Source organism: Rhodoplanes tepidamans, assembly GCF_030813915.1.
GTDB classification, from domain to species: domain Bacteria; phylum Pseudomonadota; class Alphaproteobacteria; order Rhizobiales; family Xanthobacteraceae; genus Rhodoplanes; species Rhodoplanes tepidamans.
This window is the reverse complement of the sequence record NZ_JAUSUJ010000017.1, coordinates 115,154-128,567: the sequence shown is the minus strand read 5'-3', so window position 1 is coordinate 128,567 and position 13,414 is coordinate 115,154. Positions and strand designations below refer to the sequence as shown.

Here is a 13,414-nt window from a genome sequence, read left to right as displayed (position 1 = left end):
CGCGACCGCGCCGTCGCAGCAGCGCGCCGCCGACCGTTCGTTCAAACACCTGTTTGATACCATTCGCCCAGCCGTGCGCCAATATTGGACAGCGATTCCGCGATGCACATATTGTTTGCATATGCGAGATGAATCGACAGCACAGGCCTTGGACGACCTCCCATACCGATTTCGGAGACATCGTTGACGGCCGATCGGCGATCGGCTACGACACTGTTCAAACACTTGTTTGAAACGTTTCGATCGATCAGATGGGCGGCGGCACGCAGGCGACCCCGGACCGGATCCTCGACGTCGCGGAGGCGATGTTCGCGGCGAGCGGCTATCGCGCCGTCTCGGTGCGCGCGATCACGCGCGAATGCGGCGTCAACATCGCGGCGATCCACTATCACTTCGGATCCAAGGAGGCGCTGCTCGAGCAGATCTTCGCCAAGCGCTCGGCCGCCATCAACAACGCACGTTTTCGCCTGCTCGAAGCGTGCCGTGCCGCCCCGGGGCGCCCGCCGATGCTGGAGCAGATCCTCGAGGCCTATCTTCGCCCCTCGCTGGTGCTGCCGAACGGCGACGCCGGGGCGCGGCGCTTCATGCGGCTGCGCGCCATCCTGGCGCACGAGCACGCCGACATGTCGAAGAACCTCATCTCGAAGCACTTCAATCACGTCAGCGGCACGTTTCTCGGCGCCCTGATGAAGGAGCTCGACCACCTCCCCGCCAAGGTCGTCTACTGGCGCTTCCACTTCCTGCTCGGCGCCCAGTACTTCACGCTCGCCGATCCCGGCCGGATCCAGATCCTGTCGGAAGGCGCCTGCGATCCCTCCGACTCCGACACCGCCCTCGCCGAGCTGGTCGCCTTCACGGCGGCCGGCTTCCGCGCCCCGCCCTCCCCTCACGACGCCCTCATCCTCGGAAACGTTCTCCCATGACACTGAAGCTGGCCGACCGCGTCCTCGGGCTGAAGCCCTCCGCCACCGTCGAGATGACCGAGAAGGTGCGGGCGGCGCGCGCAGCCGGACGGCGGGTGATCGGCCTGTCGAGCGGCGACCCCAACCTGCCGACCGACCCCCGCATCGTCGCCGCGGCCGAACGCGCGATGCGCGACGGCGACACGCATTACGGCCCGCCCGCCGGCTCGCCCGCCCTGCGCGAGGCGATCGCGGCCCGCGAGGCGCGGCTCTCCGGCGCGGCCTACGATCCGGCCGACATCATCGTCACGCCGGGCGGCAAGTTCGCCCTGCTCGCCGCCCTGATGGCGCAGGTCGATCCGGGCGACGAGGTGCTGGTGCCGGTGCCCGGCTGGGTCAGCTACGGCCCGTGCGTGAAGATGTGCGGCGGCACGCCGGTGGCGATCGACATGCTCGACCGCGTCGATCCCGAGCGCATCGCCGCCGCCGTGACGCCGCGCACCAAGGCGATCATCATCAACTCGCCCTGCAACCCGACCGCGCGGGTGATTCCGGCCGACGAGCTCGCCGCCGTCGCCGCGCTGGCGCAGCGTCACGGCTTCTGGATCATCTTCGACCAGGTCTACGGCGACCTCGTCCACTGCGGCGCGTTCCACCACATGCAGAGCGACGAGGCGGTGCGCGACCGCGTCTTCGTCGTCGACAGCTTCTCCAAGACCTTCGGCATGACCGGCTGGCGGCTCGGCTACCTGGCGCTGCCGCCCGGCACCGCCAGGAGCGTCGTCAAGTTCATCCAGCACTCGATCTACTGCCTGCCGGGCTTCGTCCAGGCCGCCGGCCTCGAGGCGCTGTCGCTCTACGACGAGATCGTGCCGCGCTACCGGGCGATGTTCCGGGCGCGGCTGGAGCGCGCCGCCGCCCGGCTCGACGCCGTCCCCGGCGTGGCCTGCGCGATGCCGGACGCCGCCTTCTACATGTTCCCGCGGGTCGACGCGCCCGACACCGAGGTCGCCCGCCACTGGCTCGACACCATCGACGTCGCGGCGATGCCGGGCTCCTCCTTCGGCGGCATGGGCGCCGGCCATCTGCGCCTGTCCGTCACCTGCTCCGACGCCGACCTGGACGAGGCGCTGAGCCGCATCGCCCGGTCCGGCCTGCCGAAAGCCGCCTGACCCTCGACGCTCCGCAAGAGAGGACCGACATGACGCTCCGCCACTCCGCCGCCCGCCGCCGCTTCGGCCTCGCCTGCGCGGCCTTCGCCGGCGCGACACTCGCCGCGCTCCTGGTCGCCGACTCCGCCGCGGCGCAGCCCGCCCAGAACACGATCGCCACCATCAAGAGCCGCGGCAAGCTGCTCGCCGGCGTGAAGTACGACACGCCGCCCTTCGGCTTCCTCGACAAGGACAACAAGCCGGTCGGGTTCGACATCGACCTCGTGACCAAGGTGGCCGAGAAGATCGGCGTGCCGATCGAGCTCGTCAGCGTCACCTCGACGACCCGCATCCCGATGCTGGTCAGCGGCAATGTCGACCTGGTCGCCGCCTCGATGACGCACACGCGCGAGCGCGACCGCACCATCGACTTCTCGATCACCTACTACACGGGCGGCCAGTCGCTGCTGGTGCCGGCGTCGAGCAGCATCGCCTCGGTCGCCGACCTCGACGGCAAGGCGGTCGCCGTGCAGCAGGGCACGACCCTGGAGAAGACCATCGCGGTCAAGGCGCCGAAGGCGAGCATCTCCGGCTTCAAGGACTACAACAGCGCCTGGCTGGCGCTCGCCCAGGGCCGCGTCGACGCGCTCACCGGCAGCCTCAACATCCTCCAGGGCTTCGCCAAGGAGAACAAGCGCTTCAAGATCGTCGGCGAGCTGTTCAGCGTCGAGCCGTTCGGCATCGGCGTGCGCCAGGGCGACTCGAGCCTGCGCGACGCGATCAACGAGACGCTGCAGGACCTGTGGACCTCGGGCGAGTACCGCACCCTCTACGTCAAGTGGTTCGGCGAGGAGCCGCGCGTCCCGGTCGAGACCTGGCCGTGAGGCTTCGGCCGGAGAACCAAAACCGTTCTCCGGATCGGTGATCCGGCACCGATCTCCGTTCGTCCCCGCGCAGGCGGGGACCCAGGGGCGGCACGGCGGGGCGCCCCTGGATGCCCGCCTTCGCGGGCATGAGCGGAGCAAGTGTCGGGCCCGGCGGAATTCGGTACCGAGGCAGGCATCGCATGTCCTATCAGTTCGACTGGTCGCAGGTCTGGCAGCATCGCGACCTGATCCTCGACGGGCTCCTGGTCACGATCGCCCTGTCGGTCGCCGCCCTGGTTCCGACCCTGATCGTCGGCATGCTGATCGGCACGCTCGGCGCCTCGACGTCGCGCGCCGGCCGGGTCGCCGCCGGCCTCTATGTCGAGACGATGCGCAACGTGCCGCTGCTGATCCACATGTACGTGTGGTACATGGCGCTCGCCTTCCTGCGGCTGCCGGCCTTCCTGTGCGCCGTGCTCGGCCTCACCCTCTACTCGAGCGCCTACGTGGCCGAGCTGGTGCGGGCCGGCATCGCCGCCGTGCCGCGCGGCCAGGCGCGCGCCGCCGCCGCCTCCGGCCTGCGTCCCTGGCAGGTGCAGGTGCTGGTCGTCTACCCGCAGGCGCTGCGCATCGTCGCGCCGTCGCTCGCCAGCCTCGCCTCGCAGCTCGTCAAGGACTCGTCCCTCGCCTCGGTGATCGCGGTCGCCGAGCTGAGCTACCAGGCCGGCGCCATCGAGGGCCAGACGTTCCGCACCTTCGAGGTCTACATCACCATCGCGGTGCTCTACATCGCGCTCGTGCTCCTGATCAGCTTCGCCATCGACCACGTCCCCGGCCTGCGCGCCCGACGCCCAATCGCGAGGATCGCCGATGCCTGAGCCGGTCCTCGCCGCCGTCGTTCCGGAGGTGATCCGGGACAACCTGCCGTTCCTCGCCGCCGGCTTCGCCATGACGCTGCGGCTCGCCGCCGTCGGGATCGTCGGCGGCAGCCTCGTCGGCCTCCTGCTCGGGCTGCTGCGCCATGCCGAGATCCCGGTGCTGTCGCGCCTCGCCGCGCTGTACATCGAGATCGTCCGCGGCACGCCGCTGCTGGTCGTGCTGTTCGTCTGCTACTTCGCGATCCCGGCGCTCGCGGGCTACCGCACCACCGCGGTCGCCGCCGCCTCGCTCGGCTTCGTCCTGTTCATCGCCGCCTATCTGGCCGAGGACGTCCGCAGCGGGCTGCGCTCGGTGCCGTCCGGACTCGTGCGGGCGGGCCTCGCGACCGGCCTGACCCGCTGGCAGGCGTTCCGCCTGATCGTGCTGCCGCAGGCGCTGCGGCGCATCATCCCGCCGGTGTTCAGCCAGTACGTGCGGCTGCTGAAGTTCACCTCGGTCGCCTCGGTGATCGGCGTGCGCGAGCTCACCGGCAGCGCCCTCCTGGTCAATGCCCGCGAGTTCCAGCCGGTGGCGATCATCGCCACCGCGGCCGTCACCTACCTGGTCGTCTGCTCCGGCCTGTCGCTCGTCGGCCGGCTGCTCGACGCCCGCCTGTCGATCAGAACCTGAAGGCTCTCGATGTCCGGCTCTCCCCTGATCGTGCTCGACCGCGTGTGCAAGCAGTACGGCACCACGCCGGTGCTGCGCGACTGCAGCCTCGCGGTCGCGCGCGGCGAGATCGTCGTCGTGTGCGGCCCCTCCGGCTCGGGCAAGAGCACGCTGATCAAGACCGTCAACGGGCTCGAGCCCTACCAGTCGGGCTCGGTGCGGTTCGACGGCGAGGAGGTCGGGGCGCGCGGCACCGACCTGCCGCGGCTGCGCGCCCGCATCGGCATGGTGTTCCAGAGCTTCGAGCTCTACCCGCACATGACGGCGCTGCGGAACGTGATGCTGGCGCAGGTGCACGCCCTCGGGCGCTCCCGCGCCGAGGCGCGCGAGCGGGCCCTGGCGCTGCTCGCCCGGGTCGGCCTCACCGAGCGCGCCGAGGCGTATCCGGCCGACCTCTCCGGCGGCCAGCAGCAGCGCGTCGCCATCGCCCGCGCGCTGGCGCTCGACCCCGTCGCCATGCTGTTCGACGAGCCGACCTCGGCGCTCGACCCGGAGATGATCAACGAGGTGCTCGACGTGATGACGGCGCTGGCCCGCGACGGCATGACCATGGTGGTGGTGACCCACGAGATGGGCTTCGCCCGCAAGGTCGCCGACCGCGTCGTGTTCATGGACGAGGGGCGCATCGTCGAGGACCGCCCCGCCGCGGAGTTCTTCGCCGCGCCGGCGACCGAGCGGGCCAAGACGTTCCTGTCGAAGATCATCGCGCACTGACCGGCCGGCGCCGGCCGGCCGGCGGCGCCCGGCGTGCCGTCGCCATGGCGACGAAGGTGGCGGCCGCCGGGGACGCGTCGTCGCGCCGGTGCACGAGCCACAGGGCCGACTCGCCGGCCGGCGCCAGCGGCAGCCCGACCACGGCGGGCAGCGCGAAGCCGGCCAGCGAGGCGGGCAGGATCGACACGCCGAGCCCGACCGCGACGAGGCCGAGCAGCGTCGCGTTGGCGCGCGCCTCCTGCTCGACGCGCGGCCGGAAGCCCGCCTTGCGGCACAGCCCGAGCACCTGGTCGTAGAGGCTGGTGCCGCTGCCCGGCGGGAAGAACACGAAGGGCTCGTCGGCGAGCGCGGCGAGCGGCACGGCGGCGCCGCGGCGGGCGATCGCCAGCGGGTGGTCGGCGCGCAGGAACGCGTAGAGCGGCTCGCGCGACAGCGCCGCGGCGGCGAGGTCGGCCGGCAGGTCTGGCGCCGCCGGGCTGCGGACGATGCCGATCTGCAGCCGCCGCTCGGTCAGCGCCTCGATCTGGCTCGCCGTCACCTGCTCCTCCAGCACCAGCCGCACCCCCGGCACCGCCGCCCGGAACGCCCGGATCGTCTCGGTGAAGGTCGGGTCGAGCGCCCCCGAGGAGGCGAAGCCGATCTTCAGCTCGCCGACCTCGCCGCGCGCCGCGCGCCCGGCCATCGCGGCGGCGCGCTCGGCCTGGGCGAGGGTGGCGCGCGCCTCGGCCAGGAACACCCGCCCGGCCTCGGTGAGCGCCACCCGCCGGTTGGTGCGTTCGAGCAGGCGCGCCCCGAGATCCGCCTCGAGCTGGAGGATCTGCTGGCTCAGCGGCGGCTGCGAGATGCCGAGCCGCTGTGCCGCGCGGCCGTAATGCAGCTCCTCGGCCAGCGCGACGAAATAGCGGAGATGGCGGAGCTCCATGGTCCGGTCGGGCCCTCTCGATGGCGACGCGCCGGCCCCGCCGGCGGCGCCGTTTCAGTCGCATCATATATCGTTTTCGTCGAAAACCATATTGGACGCGGATCGATGCCTCTTCTACGGTTTTCGCGTCCCGATCTCGTCGTCCCCTGCCCCGGAGCCTGCGAATGTCCGTCCGACCGTCCCTCCGCCAGCACCCGAGCGCGACCGCGCCGCACGAGGCCTTCGATCCGGTGACGCTGGAGATCTACTGGAGCCGGCTGATCTCGATCGCCGACGAGGCCGCCGCCGGGCTGGTGCGGACCGCCTTCTCGACCATCGTGCGCGAGTCGAACGACTACGGCACCGTGCTGATGGACCGGAACGGCAACTCGATCTCCGAGAACACCGGCGGCCTCGCCTCGTTCTCCTGCATCCTGCCGCGCACCACCAGGGCGTTCCTGGAGCGCTTCCCGGCCGAGACGTGGCGGCCCGGCGACTGCGTGATGACCAACGATCCGTGGCTCGCCACCGGGCACCTGCCGGACTTCACGCTGGTCACCCCGATCTTCCACCGCGGCCGGCTGGTCGGCTTCTCGGGCTCGATCTCGCATTCGCCCGACGTCGGCGGCGCGCTGTGGTCGGCCGACTGCCGCGAGCTGTTCGAGGAGGGCATCCGCATCCCGCCGGCCCGCTTCCTGCGCGAGGGCCGGCGCAACGACGATCTGGTCGAGGTGCTGCTCGCCAACGTCCGGGTGCCGCGCCAGGTGCTCGGCGACCTCGACGCCCAGGTGACGGCCAACGAGGTGTGCGCCCGCCGGGTCGAGGAGTTCCTGGACGACGTCGGCCTCGACGATCTCCAGGGCCTCGCCGAGGCCGTGCACACGCGCGCCGACACGGCGATGCGGCGGGCCGTCGCGGCGGTGCCGGACGGCACCTATTCGACCGTGCTGGAGGCCGACGGCTTCGACGACCAGGTGACCCGCATCGTCTGCACCGTCACGGTGACGGGCGAGACGATGCACATCGACTACGCCGGCACCTCGCCGCAGATCGACCGCGGCATCAACTGCGTGCTCAACTACACGCACGCCTACTCGGTCTATCCGGTGAAGTGCGCGCTCGACCCGTTCACGCCGCGCAACGAGGGCTCCTACCGGGCGCTCTCGGTGTCGGCGCCGGAGGGCTCGATCCTCAACCCGCGCTATCCGGCGCCGGTCGGCGCCCGCCAGCTCACCGGCCACCTGCTCGCCGACGCCGTCTACGGCGCGCTCGCCCCCGTGCTTCCCGACCGCGTCATCGCCCAGAGCGGCGCGGCGCCGTCGATGCGGGCGATCTTCTCAGGAACCGACCGCAACGGCGACCGCTTCAGCCAGGTGCTGTTCGCCACCGGCGGAATGGGGGCGACGCCGCACTCCGACGGACTCTCCACCACCTCGTTCCCGACCAATGTCGGCGCCGGCAGCATCGAGGCGCTGGAGAGCGCCTCGCCGCTGCTCGTCTGGCGCAAGCAGCTGCGTCCCGACTCGGGAGGCGCCGGCCGCTTCCGTGGCGGCCTCGGCCAGGAGGCCGAGATCGAGGTCCGGTCGTCGACCCCGGTGCGCCTGTCGCTGCTCTCCGATCGCCGCGACCACCCGCCGCTCGGCCTCGCCGGCGGCGCCCCCGGGGCCGGCTCGATGATCCGGCTCGGCGACGGCACGGTGCCGCATCCGAAATCGCGCACCACCATCGCGCCCGGCACCCGCCTCCACATGATCTACGCGGGCGGCGGCGGCTTCGGCGATCCACGGACACGCGATCCGGCCGCGCTCGCGCGCGACCTGCAGGACGGCTACGTGACGGCCGCGGCGGCCGAGACCGAGTACGGCGCGGAGTGAGGACCATGAGCGAACGCACCACCCGGATCGGCGTCGACGTCGGCGGCACCTTCACGGACCTCGTGCTGCACGACCCCGCCCGCGATCTCGTCCACACCGGCAAGCTGCTGACCACGCCCGACGACCCGAGCCTCGCCATCATCGCCGGCATCCAGCGCATGCTCGCCGAGACCGGGCTCGCCCCCGGCGACCTGCACAGCATCGTCAACGGCACCACGCTGGTCACCAACACGGTGATCGAGCGCACCGGCGCGACCATCGGGCTGCTCACGACGGAGGGCTTCCGTGACGTGATCGAGATCGGCCGCGAGACCCGCTACGACCTCTACGACCTGTTCCTCGAGGCGCCGCCGACGCTGGTGCCGCGCCGGCGTCGGCGCGAGATCCGCGAACGCCTGGACGTCGACGGCGCCGTGCTGGTGCCGCTCGACGAGGCGGCGGTCGCGACGACGGCGCGCGCGCTCGTCGAGGAGCACGGCGTCGAGGCGATCGCGATCTCGTTCCTGCACGCCTATCGCAACGCGGCGCACGAGGAGCGCGCCGCCGCGATCGTCCGCGCCCTCTATCCCGACCTGCCGCTCACCCTGTCGTCGCAGGTGGCGCCCGAGATCCGCGAGTTCGAGCGCACCAGCACGGCCTGCGCCAACGCCTATGTCCAGCCGCTGATGCGCCGCTACGTCGACCGGCTGGAGGCGCGGCTGGCGGCGATCGGCTTCACCGGCCGGCTGTACGTGATGCTGTCGGGCGGCGGCATCGCGGCCGTGTCGGAGGCGCGCGAGTTCCCGATCCGGCTGATCGAGTCGGGGCCGGCGGCCGGCGCCATGGCGGCCTCGTTCATCGCCCGCCACGCCGGACTCGACCGGGTCGTCTCCTTCGACATGGGCGGCACCACGGCCAAGATGTGCCTGGTCGAGGACGGCGCGCCCGACCACAAGTTCGACTTCGAGGCGGGCCGCGTGCGCCGCTTCGTCAAGGGCTCCGGCCTGCCGCTCAAGGTCTCGGTGGTCGACATGATCGAGATCGGCGCCGGCGGCGGGTCGATCGCCCGCGCCGACACCACGGCCGGCCTGATGAAGGTCGGCCCGCGCAGCGCCGGCAGCAAGCCGGGCCCGGTCTGCTACGGGCTCGGCGGCCAGGAGCCGACCGTGACCGACGCCGACCTGGTGCTCGGCCGGCTCGACCCGTCCTACTTCCTCGGCGGCGAGATGGCGCTCGACGTCGACGCGGTGCGCCGCGCCTTCGACGCCGGCGTCGCCGGCACGCTCGGGCTCGGCGACAGCGAGGCGGCGCTCGGCGTGCAGCGCATCGTCGACGAGACGATGGCGTCGGCGACCCGCATCCACCTCGCCGAGAAGGGGCGTGATCCGCGCCGCTACACGCTGATCGCGTTCGGCGGGGCGGGTCCCGTGCACGCCTTCAACCTCGCCCGGCTCCTCAAGATGGAGCGCCTGGTGGTGCCGCTCGGCGCCGGGGTCGCCTCGGCGCTGGGCTTCCTGGTGGCCCCGCCGGCCACCGACATGGTGCGCAGCTACGTGGCGCGGCTCGAGCGGGTCGACTGGGCGCATGTGAACGCCCTGTTCGCCGCGATGACCGAGCAGGGCACGCGGCTCCTGCGCGACGCCGGCGCCGATCCGGCCACCGTCACGCTGCGGCCGACCGCGGAGATGCGTCACTTCGGCCAGGGCTTCGAGGTTCCGGTCGCGCTGCCCTCCACGACGCTCGGACCGGACGACGTCCCGGCGATCCGCGACGCCTTCTTCGCCGCCTACCGCGAGCGCTTCGGCCGGGCCATGGAGGACGCGCCGATCGAGTGCCTGAGCTGGCGCCTCGCCTGCGCGGCGCCCGGCCGGGACATCCGCATGGACAAGGGGGCGGCGAGCCGGGCCGCCGCGACGCGCGACGGCACCGACGCCGCCGCGGCGCGCCGCGGCGTCCGGGACGTGCTGTTCGAAGGCCTCGGGCCGCAGGCCTGCGCAGTCTACGACCGCTACGCCCTGCGCCCCGGGGCCACCTTCGCGGGTCCCGCCCTGGTGGAGGAGCGCGAGTCGACCTGCTGCATCGGCCCCGGCAGCACCGTGCGGGTCGACGACTTCCTCAACCTGGTCATCGAGCTGGCCTGAGCGGCCGGCGACCCGGTCCGCAGGCCCGAAAAACCGGGCCGCGCTCCCGTTCCGGCCACCCCCGGAACGGGAGCCGTTTCATTATACCGGTCCGCACGCTTGAATTCCGCGGCGAAATGGCCCATATACAGGTCCGAGCGGATTGACCGACCTCTGGTTGGTCCCCCATGGGCCGCGTGAACGAATCCAATAACGGTTTCGGCCCGATCCGCCACCCGAAGGCAGCCCAGACCACGCGGGATGTCCCGTTCATCCGCTGCACGCGGCGCGCCACAGCTGCGCCCGGGCTCTATCGCAGAACAGAAAGCACCCTTTGACTTCCTTCCAGGGATTTGGACTGGCCGAGCCGATCGCTCGCGCCCTCGTCGACGAGAACTACGTCACCCCCACCCCGATCCAGGCCCAGACGGTGCCGCTCGCCCTCGCCGGGCGTGACGTGGTCGGGATCGCCCAGACGGGCACCGGGAAGACCGCCGCCTTCGCGCTTCCCATCCTCAACCGCCTCTTCACCGATCCGAAGCCCACCATCCGCAAGAGCTGCCGGGTGCTGGTGCTGAGCCCGACCCGCGAGCTCTCGGGCCAGATCCTCGACAGCTTCCGGGCCTATGGCCGCCACATGAAGGTCGCCTCCGACCTCGCCATCGGCGGCGTCTCGATGGGCCGCCAGGTGCGGGCCGTGCTGCCCGGCCTCGACGTGATGGTCGCCACCCCGGGCCGCCTGCTCGATCTCGTCAACAGCAACGCCCTGCGGCTGAACGCCGTCGAGGTGCTGGTGCTGGACGAGGCCGACCGCATGCTCGACATGGGCTTCATCCACGACATCCGGAAGATCGTGTCGAAGCTGCCCAAGGACCGGCAGACGCTGTTCTTCTCGGCCACCATGCCGCAGCAGATCGCCGAGCTCGCGTCGCAGATGCTGCGCGACCCGGCCCGCGTGTCGGTGACCCCGGCTGCCTCCACGGCGGACCGCATCGACCAGCGCATCGTCCATGTCGACAAGGCGGCGAAGCCTCAGATCCTCGCCGAGGTGCTGGCGAGCGAGCCGATCGACCGCTGCCTGGTGTTCACCCGCACCAAGCACGGCGCCGACAAGGTCGTCCGCGGCCTCGCCAAGTCGGGCATCGCGGCCGAGGCGATCCACGGCAACAAGTCGCAGAACCAGCGCGAGCGCGTGCTGGCGGCGTTCCGCACCGGCGAGGTGCGGATCCTGATCGCCACCGACATCGCGGCGCGCGGCATCGACGTCGAGGGCGTCTCGCACGTCGTCAACTACGACCTGCCGAACATCCCGGAGAGCTACGTCCACCGCATCGGCCGCACCGCACGGGCCGGCGCCGAGGGCATCGCGATCTCGTTCTGCGACAGCGAGGAGCTGCCGTTCCTGCGCGACATCGAGAAGCTGATCCGCCGCGCCATCCCGGCGACCGACCGGCGCACCGGCGGCCGCCCGCTGCCGTCGGCGCACCGCCAGGCCGACGGACGGGGCGGCGACGCGCGCCGCGACGGCGGACGCTCCCGCCAGGGCGACCGCGAGCGCAGCCGGTCGCAGGACCGCGCCGCGCAGCCGGAGCGCAGCCGCGGCGGCAGCCCGCAGCGGAACCGCGACGAGGCCGGCCGCACGGCGGCGCCGGCGCAGCGTCCGCACGGCCAGCCCAACGGTCAGCGGCCGCACGGCCAGCAGGCCCGGCCCCAGGGCGCACGTGACCCGGGCGGGCGCGACCAGGCCGCACGGCCGCAGGTCCATCACCACAATCCCGAGCGTCCCGCCGGCGAGCGCCCGAACGGGGCTCGTCCCGAGGGTCGGCGTCCGGAGGGGCGTCGCCCCGACGGCCGTCGCCCGGAGGGCCAGAACCGCAACGGCCAGCGCGCCCACAAGGGCGGCGGACAGCATCCGGCCCCGGTCCGGGTCGGCACGCCGCTCGCCGAGCGGCCGGCGCAGCGCAGCGGGCCGGCGGTCGAGACCGCTCTCGACCAGGTGGCCTTCCTGCGCCGGGGCGTTCCGGGACGCCGCGATGTGGGACACACCGTCGAGCGCTGAATCTAGCGGAGCACAGCCATGGCGAAAGAAGAGCTGATCGAATTCGAAGGACTGGTCACCGAGATCCTGCCGGACACGCGCTACCGCGTGACGCTCGACACGGGCCACGAGATCATCGCCTACACGGCGGGCAAGATGAAGAAGAACCGCATCAAGACGCTGGCGGGCGACCGCGTGATCGTCGAGATGTCGCCCTATGATCTCGAGAAGGGCCGGATCATCTTCCGCCACAAGGAAACGAACTCGGGCGGCCCCGCACGCCGCCCGCCGCAGCGCCAGCAGTTCCGCCGGCGCTGATCCGTCGGCCGCCGGGCGACCGGCGGCCGCGACCGCCTCCGGGTGGCCGCATGCCGCATCCTCGCGGCGTCACCGAGGGGGAAGAAAGGCAGAGCCCATGCGACTGTTCATGTTCGAGTCGGAAACGACGACCGAGCTGCGGGCCTTCGCGGCCGATTCGTCCGGCAGCAAGCTTCCCGAGCGACTGGGCCCCTGGCACTCCACCGGCGTGGTGCGGCCCGACCGCGACCCGCCGCACCGTCTGTCGCGGGCCGCGATCGAGAAGGCCATCGCCAACGACGGCTTCCAGCTCTGGCGGATGAAGCCGCCGGCGACGCCGGAACCGGACAAGGCCGCAGCCGCCAAGGATGCGTCGGCCAAGCCCGCTTCGGCCAAGCCCACGGCGACCCGGACGGCCGCCCGGCCGGCAGCCGCCAGGGCCGCGGCGACCAAGACCGCGCCGGCCAGCACCGCGCCCGTCCGCAAGGCCGCCGCCAAGGCGTGATCGACCTGCCCGCCGGGTCCGGCCGTCACGGCCGGGCCGGGGGCCCCTCCCCCCATCGCCAAAAAAATCGGCGCAGCCGTGAGGCAGCGCCGCGAACAGGGGCGACACCGTCGGCCGGCATCGCGATTTATTGGCGCGGATCGATCATTCGGCCGTTAGGTTCTGCGCGTTTCGCGCAATAGGCCCGGTTCCGCATGCCCTCATACGAGAAAGCCCGCCGAGGCGGGCTTTCGGACGGCGTTGGCTCAGACGGCCCGAAGCTGGTCGGCCGAACTCTTGCCGGTCCGGCGATCCTGGGTGAGCTCGTACGACAGCTTCTGGCCCTCACGCAGATTGGTCATCCCGGCGCGCTCGACGGCGCTGATATGAACGAACACATCCTTGCCGCCATCGTCGGGCTGGATGAAGCCGTAGCCCTTCTGCGCGTTGAACCATTTCACGGTGCCGGTGCTCATGGACGTCCTTTCGACTGACGAGCAG

At 71.9% G+C, this 13,414-nt stretch carries 13 protein-coding genes; 11 read left to right on the top strand and 2 right to left on the bottom strand.

Annotated elements, in window-relative coordinates; genetic code table 11:
* Positions 1-251: 251 nt before the first annotated feature.
* The 6 genes from J2S22_RS20105 to J2S22_RS20080 all read left to right on the top strand — a co-directional run bounded on the left by J2S22_RS20105 (position 252) and on the right by J2S22_RS20080 (position 5,220).
* Positions 252-923 carry a TetR/AcrR family transcriptional regulator gene (locus tag J2S22_RS20105; RefSeq protein WP_272779223.1) on the top strand — a complete coding sequence of 224 codons (672 nt, stop codon included), beginning with the start codon at positions 252-254 and terminating at the stop codon, positions 921-923.
* Complete coding sequence (locus J2S22_RS20100; protein ID WP_272779224.1) at positions 920-2,074, top strand: pyridoxal phosphate-dependent aminotransferase; 1,155 nt, start codon at positions 920-922, stop codon at positions 2,072-2,074. The genes J2S22_RS20105 and J2S22_RS20100 overlap by 4 nt, the downstream gene beginning before the upstream one ends.
* Positions 2,075-2,103: 29 nt before the next feature.
* Entirely contained in the window at positions 2,104-2,937 is an 834-nt protein-coding gene (locus J2S22_RS20095; protein ID WP_272779225.1) for an ABC transporter substrate-binding protein, read from the top strand.
* Between the two features lie 182 nt (positions 2,938-3,119).
* A complete protein-coding gene (locus J2S22_RS20090) occupies positions 3,120-3,797 on the top strand; it encodes an amino acid ABC transporter permease (RefSeq protein WP_272779226.1) in 678 nt (225 codons plus the stop codon).
* Positions 3,790-4,467 carry an amino acid ABC transporter permease gene (locus J2S22_RS20085; RefSeq protein ID WP_272779227.1) on the top strand — a complete coding sequence of 226 codons (678 nt, stop codon included), beginning with the start codon at positions 3,790-3,792 and terminating at the stop codon, positions 4,465-4,467. The genes J2S22_RS20090 and J2S22_RS20085 overlap by 8 nt, the downstream gene beginning before the upstream one ends.
* Before the next feature lie 9 nt (positions 4,468-4,476).
* Positions 4,477-5,220: an amino acid ABC transporter ATP-binding protein gene (locus tag J2S22_RS20080; protein ID WP_272779228.1), complete on the top strand. Its 744-nt coding sequence runs from the start codon at positions 4,477-4,479 to the stop codon at positions 5,218-5,220.
* On the opposite strand, the gene J2S22_RS20075 is transcribed toward J2S22_RS20080, so the two are convergent.
* Positions 5,207-6,142: a LysR substrate-binding domain-containing protein gene (locus J2S22_RS20075; protein ID WP_272779229.1), complete on the bottom strand. Its 936-nt coding sequence runs from the start codon at positions 6,140-6,142 to the stop codon at positions 5,207-5,209. The genes J2S22_RS20080 and J2S22_RS20075 overlap by 14 nt on opposite strands.
* A 164-nt stretch (positions 6,143-6,306) precedes the next feature.
* Here J2S22_RS20075 and J2S22_RS20070 point away from each other — a divergent pair, with 164 nt between their 5' ends.
* The 5 genes from J2S22_RS20070 (at position 6,307) to J2S22_RS20050 (ending at position 12,934) form a co-directional block, all read left to right on the top strand.
* Positions 6,307-7,995 (top strand): hydantoinase B/oxoprolinase family protein, encoded by a 1,689-nt coding sequence (locus J2S22_RS20070; protein ID WP_272779230.1) that lies wholly within the window; start codon positions 6,307-6,309, stop codon positions 7,993-7,995.
* Between the two features lie 5 nt (positions 7,996-8,000).
* Positions 8,001-10,115, top strand: coding sequence for a hydantoinase/oxoprolinase family protein (locus J2S22_RS20065; RefSeq protein WP_272779231.1), 2,115 nt, complete (start codon positions 8,001-8,003; stop codon positions 10,113-10,115).
* Positions 10,116-10,428: 313 nt separating this feature from the next.
* Positions 10,429-12,153, top strand: a complete 1,725-nt coding sequence (locus tag J2S22_RS20060) for a DEAD/DEAH box helicase (protein ID WP_272779232.1) — start codon at positions 10,429-10,431, stop codon at positions 12,151-12,153.
* Positions 12,154-12,171: 18 nt separating this feature from the next.
* Complete coding sequence (infA, locus tag J2S22_RS20055) at positions 12,172-12,450, top strand: translation initiation factor IF-1 (protein WP_111421577.1); 279 nt, start codon at positions 12,172-12,174, stop codon at positions 12,448-12,450.
* Between the two features lie 97 nt (positions 12,451-12,547).
* The gene (locus J2S22_RS20050; protein ID WP_272779233.1) at positions 12,548-12,934 is read left to right on the top strand and encodes a hypothetical protein; all 387 of its coding nucleotides are present in this window, start codon (positions 12,548-12,550) and stop codon (positions 12,932-12,934) included.
* 245 nt (positions 12,935-13,179) lie between these two features.
* Here J2S22_RS20050 and J2S22_RS20045 read toward each other — a convergent pair whose 3' ends face one another.
* On the bottom strand, positions 13,180-13,389 hold the full coding sequence (locus J2S22_RS20045; protein ID WP_111357322.1) for a cold-shock protein: 210 nt from the start codon (positions 13,387-13,389) through the stop codon (positions 13,180-13,182).
* Positions 13,390-13,414 lie beyond the last annotated feature (25 nt).

What these genes read in the sequence shown, in the direction of transcription:
- J2S22_RS20105 (WP_272779223.1), top strand. Translation starts at nt 252, where the DNA reads ATGGGCGGCGGCACGCAGGCGACCCCGGACCGGATCCTCGACGTCGCG.
- J2S22_RS20100 (WP_272779224.1), top strand. Translation starts at nt 920, where the DNA reads ATGACACTGAAGCTGGCCGACCGCGTCCTCGGGCTGAAGCCCTCCGCC.
- J2S22_RS20095 (WP_272779225.1), top strand. Translation starts at nt 2,104, where the DNA reads ATGACGCTCCGCCACTCCGCCGCCCGCCGCCGCTTCGGCCTCGCCTGC.
- J2S22_RS20090 (WP_272779226.1), top strand. Translation starts at nt 3,120, where the DNA reads ATGTCCTATCAGTTCGACTGGTCGCAGGTCTGGCAGCATCGCGACCTG.
- J2S22_RS20085 (WP_272779227.1), top strand. Translation starts at nt 3,790, where the DNA reads ATGCCTGAGCCGGTCCTCGCCGCCGTCGTTCCGGAGGTGATCCGGGAC.
- J2S22_RS20080 (WP_272779228.1), top strand. Translation starts at nt 4,477, where the DNA reads ATGTCCGGCTCTCCCCTGATCGTGCTCGACCGCGTGTGCAAGCAGTAC.
- J2S22_RS20075 (WP_272779229.1), bottom strand. Translation starts at nt 6,142, where the DNA reads ATGGAGCTCCGCCATCTCCGCTATTTCGTCGCGCTGGCCGAGGAGCTG.
- J2S22_RS20070 (WP_272779230.1), top strand. Translation starts at nt 6,307, where the DNA reads ATGTCCGTCCGACCGTCCCTCCGCCAGCACCCGAGCGCGACCGCGCCG.
- J2S22_RS20065 (WP_272779231.1), top strand. Translation starts at nt 8,001, where the DNA reads ATGAGCGAACGCACCACCCGGATCGGCGTCGACGTCGGCGGCACCTTC.
- infA (WP_111421577.1), top strand. Translation starts at nt 12,172, where the DNA reads ATGGCGAAAGAAGAGCTGATCGAATTCGAAGGACTGGTCACCGAGATC.
- J2S22_RS20050 (WP_272779233.1), top strand. Translation starts at nt 12,548, where the DNA reads ATGCGACTGTTCATGTTCGAGTCGGAAACGACGACCGAGCTGCGGGCC.
- J2S22_RS20045 (WP_111357322.1), bottom strand. Translation starts at nt 13,389, where the DNA reads ATGAGCACCGGCACCGTGAAATGGTTCAACGCGCAGAAGGGCTACGGC.